Raw genomic sequence first — 5,428 nt, 5'->3', positions numbered from 1 at the left:
GACAACGTCTTTCAGCTTTATGACAACTTTGCGTTGACCGGACAGCCTGACAACCTCGACAAGGTATCACGCGTGGGGACTGCCCTGACTCCCGGCCTCTCAACAGCCTGGGACGCGCTTATAAGAGAGCGCATGAGCGTCCTGTACGACAGCAGCGACAGCACTTACAAGGCGTGGTACAGCGGCCACGAGTGGCACAACGACCCGGGACCTGATGAAGCAACCTCGGATATCGGGTACGCGACTTCCGCCGATGGAATAACGTGGAGCAAGCACGGCGACGCCGTAATGGACTCCGGCTGGCAGGATCAGGATCCCTCGGTGGTCAAAGTGGGCAATACGTTTTACATGTACGTGGAGACCACCGACAGACCGGCATGGCCCAGCCTGGACACTTATCGCTATACATCCCTCGACGGGATAAACTGGTCGGCGGGCGCAATGGTAAAAGACCAGGCCGGGACGCCTCTGGTGTGGGTTGAGGGCGTCAACTCCTGGCACATGCTGTACGAAGACATGGTAACTCGTGGCGGTGCGAACGTCTTTCCCATAAACCATGCGACTTCCGCCGATGGGATAACGTGGATCGATGACGCCTCAAACCCCGTGGTCCCGGCAGAAGATGGTATCGATTCATGCCCGGACGGCATCTACAAGGACGCGAGCAACTACTATCACCTTTACTACCACGGCGGGGATCTCCCAAGAAATGTCTACGCGAGATCAACCTTCCCGAACAACCTGACCGCGTGGACAACAATGGCGAAACCTTTTTATCCGCGGCAGTACGAGTCGTTTGTTCCCTTGAAGGTGGGAAACGAAATGTGGTTTTACGCGTGGAACACCGGCGCCTACCTGCATCTGGAGAACGAATATGACGGCATCCTCCCCAACCCCCCCTACGGCTACGGCTACACCGATGGGCGTGACCTTTCCGGTTACAGCCGCTTCAAAGGATACGACGCGGGCAACTCGCTTAATACATCAAAGTGGGATAAGAAAATAAGAAGCGGAGACGGTAGCAGCGCGGCCTGGAACTTCAACCCTGATGGGATAGAGATCTCTCCTGGCGAGGAAGAAAGTGTTCAGTCGGCTTCATTGCTGTCGAAAGCCACATTCACCGGCGACATCATAATCGAGATAAGAAAGAAGCTCATAGGGAACTCTTACGCCGACGTGAGCCTGGGGACGTGCGCGAATGACGCCACCGACATTATAGATGAAGCCGGCGGCTACACCGAGTGGCACCACACCGCGCTGAAAAAAGGGTACACGTGGATGTACAACCAGGTAAATAACCCATCGAGTTGCATCAGGAGGGCGAACGATGTGGGCGTGACCGCGACAAACATTTCCGGCGATTTCGACCCGGGAGAAGCCACACAGGGGGTCTTCAACGACCACGGAAACTACCGGGGAGGGCAGACGGTGGTTGACAGTGTCCGGGTGAGAAAATACGCGGTCGCCGTGCCTACCTACGCGGTTAACGCCGAGGAGGAGACGACCGCCCCGCCATCCGGGTCTATATCGATAAACAGCGGAGCGGCTTCCACGACCTCCGCCGCCGTGCAGCTCACACTCTCGGCGAGCGACCCGTTCGACTCCGCCTCCTTGATCCAGATGCAAATCTCAAATAGCTCGGCGTTCGTCGGCGCGCTGTGGGAACCATACGTGACCTCCAGGTCGTGGACGCTCGAGGGCGGCTACGGCGCCAGAACCGTGTATGCCAGATTCAAGAACTCCCGCGGCTACGTGTCCGGCGCTAAAGAAGACGCGATCGCGTACCAGGCCAGCACTAACCCCTGGGATTCGTACACCGGGCCGAACGGCGAGATGCATATAAGCCCCACGTGGTACCTTGCGGAGGGTTCCACGGACTGGGGGTTTAGCGACTACATATCCGTGGTGAACCCTAACAGCACACCGGTTACGTGCAAGGTCACATACATGACCACCGCGGGCCCGATAGTCAAGAACCCCAACCCGACAATACCGGCTAACGCTCAGTTGACCATCAACCCGGCCGACGACCTCGGTCCAAAGGATTTCTCCACACTGGTGGAGTGCCTGGAGAACAAGCCGATAGCGGTGGACAGGACAATGACATGGATCGGCGCGGGCCAGACTGTTGAGGAAGGACACAACTCCATGGGGGTGACAAAGCCGTCAAAGGAGTGGGGCATGGCGGAGGGCTCCAGCAAGTGGGGGTTTGAGACATGGCTCCTCATACAGAACCCGAACGCCACAACGGACGCAACGGTGACCGTAACTTACATGATAGAGGGAGAGGGGCCAAAGACGGTCAACCACAACGTCCCAAAGGCGTCACGGGCGTCATTCAACATGAAAGACGACATAGGAGAGAAAGACGCCTCCATCAAAGTGGAATCAAATGTCCCTGTCATTCCCGAGCGCGCTATGTATAGAAACAACCGTCGTGAGGGGCACGACTCGGTTGGCACTACCACCCCGGCCACGAATTACTACCTGGCCGAGGGGTGCGCCGGATACGGTTTCACGACTTACATACTGATTCAGAACCCGAACAGCACACCGACGAATGTGGATGTCACCTATATGACGGGCGCCGGCCCGGTTCCCGTTCCGACCTTCTCGATGCCAGCCAGTTCGCGGAAGACGATAAACGTGAACAGCACGGCCACTCTGCCGAACCCTGATTTCTCAACCCGGGTTCACGGCTCACAGCCGATTATCGCCGAGCGGGCCATGTACTGGGACAACGGCACAGGTGAATCGTGCCACGACTCTATCGGCCTCGCGGCGCCGCACAGGGCCTTCTACCTGCCGGACGGACAATCCTCTGCCGGAAGGGACACCTGGACGCTCGTGCAGAACCCGAACGATACGCCTACAGAGGTGGAGATAAGATACCTCACTCCCACAGGCGCCGGGAACGTTGTTTTCTACGAATATATCCCCGCCAGTTCGCGAATGTCCTTTGAGATGAAGCGCGATTTGCCGAATTCACGCGCCGCTATCGTAGTGGTCAGCCAGACGACCGGGAACAATATCATGGTGGAGCGTTCTATGTACTGGGGCGGCGCCGACCAGCGCGGAGGCGGGACGGACACAGTAGGCGGTTTCATGGACGCCACCATGAACGGCGTCCTCTAACGCATAATGGGGTCAAACCAAATTATGCGTTTTAGATACGACAGGAAGACATTCAGTGCAAAAATGCATAATTTGGTTTGACCCCATTATGCGTTGCACGAAAACGGGTGAAGCAGACTGAACACGATTGCTTTTTTTGACCTCGATCACACGCTCCTTGACGGCTCAAACGAGGGCATCTACGGAAAGCAGATGATCCGCGAGAAGTTCTCGAAAAAGAACATGCTTGTCATCGGCGCCTGGTACGCGATGTTGTACAAGCTCAACCGTCTTCCCCGGGAAGCCGCCTACAGGAGAGTCCTTTTCGAGATGGGTCAATATCCCGTCGCCAGGATGATAGAAATGATGGATCGCGGGTTTGAGAAGAACATTCTTCCGCGCCTGTACAAGAGGGGAGCGGAGCTTGTCCATGAACACCGCGAGATGGAGCATCATACCGTCATCGCCACGGCGGCCGGGGAGTACATCGCCGAGAGGGTGCGCGCTCAACTGCTGGCGGACGACTTCATCGCGTCTCCAATGCCTGTTGAAGGAGATCATTTCGCGAGCCACGCGAATATTCCGATGGCGTTCATGCATGGGAAAGTGGCAATGGTGGAACAGTATTGCCTGGAACGCGGGGTCGATCTCGACGATTGCTGGTTCTACTCCGATAGCGCAAGCGACATGCCGCTTTTAGGAGCGGTGGGGCATCCCGTAATGGTGAACCCTCAGCTCGTGCTCCGGATTACCGCGCGGGGCATGAACTGGCCGGTTTTGCGCTTCAAGGAGTACGCGGATTTCAAAGTGGCTCGAAGGCCGGAGAGCGTGAAGTCGCCCGAGCTGAACCGCTTTCTGCAAATCTACGAGCGCGAGCGCGAGAATGTTGGATGACAGGTGAGTGTTAAAACATGCTGAACAGCGCTGACGCGAGGAAAAAGTGCAAGCAGTGCGGGACGTGCCTTACGCGCTGTCCGGTCATACAGGCGAGCCCCGGGGTGGCCCGTGACCTGGTTGGCAGGCTTGACGCGGGGCAGTGGGTGGGAGAGGTGCTTGACCGTTGCACCGGATGCATGTCCTGCGACGCGTTCTGCCCGAATGACGCGCGCCCTTACGCGCTTCTGATCGAGCGCTACTCGGAGCGGTACATCGCATCCGGAATCCCACGGGTTTTCCAGAACGCCATGCCGCTACGGGACGGCCCGAACCTCTGGCGCAGCATCGAGAAGTGGTTGACCAGGGAAGAGAAGCGCAACCTCGCTCTCTGGTCCGCGCCTCCCGCGGGAGACGAGGTTCTTTTCCTGGGATGCAATCAGAGGCTCAACCCCGGTATCGCCGACACGTCGCTCTTTCGTGACCTGTCCGTATTCACTGACCCCGGCTGTTGCTGCGGCGAATTTTACCTGCGCCTCGGGCTGGTCGAGGAGGCCCGCGCGGCCGCCGCTTCTCTCGCCGGCAGGTTCAGCGAGCTTGGCATAAGGAAAATCATCGCGCTTTGCCCCGCCTGTCACAACATGATACAGAACCTGGCGCCCTCAATGCTCGGCGTGGAGTTCGATGTCGAGGTCACAAGCTATGTGGAGTGGCTCGCCTTGAGGGTTGACCGTGGAGAGATCGTTTTCAGCCGTCGCCTGGAGGGTACTGTCACGGTACAGGATCCTTGCCACGCGTCGGGCCTGGGGAAGAAAACAATCGAAGAAGTAAGGCGCCTTCTCGGGCTCATCGGGCTGGACACGGTCGAGATGGAGACGGCGGGAATAGAAGCGGAGTGCTGTGGGCTTTCGGCGTCGCTTGCCCGTTACAAGCTTGCCGACGTGGTGAGAGCGGGCGCCAGTAGAGCCAGGCAGGCGCGGCGCACGAGGGCCGACTTCACCTGCGCGTGGTGCAACGGCTGTTATCTGACCATGAACATGTTCAGGCCCTTTTCCCCTCGCATGTCTCCGGTGTACCATCTGACCGAACTGATTCTGCTGGCGACGGGCGAGAAGCCCGTAAGGAAAGTCCCGTGGCGCAGTCTTCAATTATTTGCGGCGGCGCTCGAAGCGACCGCCCGTGACGGCTTCAGGTTTGTTTCCTCCTCTGGGGAGTGATGTGACTGGATGAAGTGCCCGAACTGCAACAGTGAGACATCGGACATGAGTCTGAACTGCGAGTTGTGCGGCGCGAGCCTGTATCAGGGCGCGCCCGGCGAAGTCCTGTTGCCGCCCGACCGGGGGCGGACGTCCAGGCCGAAGGACCCCTGGTACACGTCGCCCCTGCTCTACGGTGTCGGCATTGTGATCCTGTTGGTGATTATCGGCTCAGTGGTTGCGAT

The 5,428-nt window shown here is 58.3% G+C and carries 4 protein-coding genes; all 4 read left to right on the top strand.

From position 1 onward, the window contains the following. The coding region (locus CVT63_07940) for a hypothetical protein (GenBank protein PKQ27453.1) at positions 1-3,135 on the top strand (3,135 nt) is incomplete at its 5' end. Positions 3,136-3,252: 117 nt separating this feature from the next. After that, the gene (locus CVT63_07935; protein PKQ27452.1) at positions 3,253-4,008 is read left to right on the top strand and encodes an HAD-IB family hydrolase; all 756 of its coding nucleotides are present in this window, start codon (positions 3,253-3,255) and stop codon (positions 4,006-4,008) included. A gap of 17 nt (positions 4,009-4,025) precedes the next feature. Then, positions 4,026-5,204 carry a hypothetical protein gene (locus CVT63_07930; GenBank protein ID PKQ27451.1) on the top strand — a complete coding sequence of 393 codons (1,179 nt, stop codon included), beginning with the start codon at positions 4,026-4,028 and terminating at the stop codon, positions 5,202-5,204. Between the two features lie 9 nt (positions 5,205-5,213). Continuing rightward, positions 5,214-5,428: hypothetical protein (locus CVT63_07925; protein PKQ27450.1), on the top strand; the 215-nt coding region annotated here is incomplete at its 3' end.

The organism is Candidatus Anoxymicrobium japonicum, from assembly GCA_002843005.1.
GTDB classification, from domain to species: Bacteria; Actinomycetota; Geothermincolia; order Fen-727; family Anoxymicrobiaceae; genus Anoxymicrobium; species Anoxymicrobium japonicum.
This window is presented reverse-complemented; position numbering and strand designations above follow the sequence as displayed.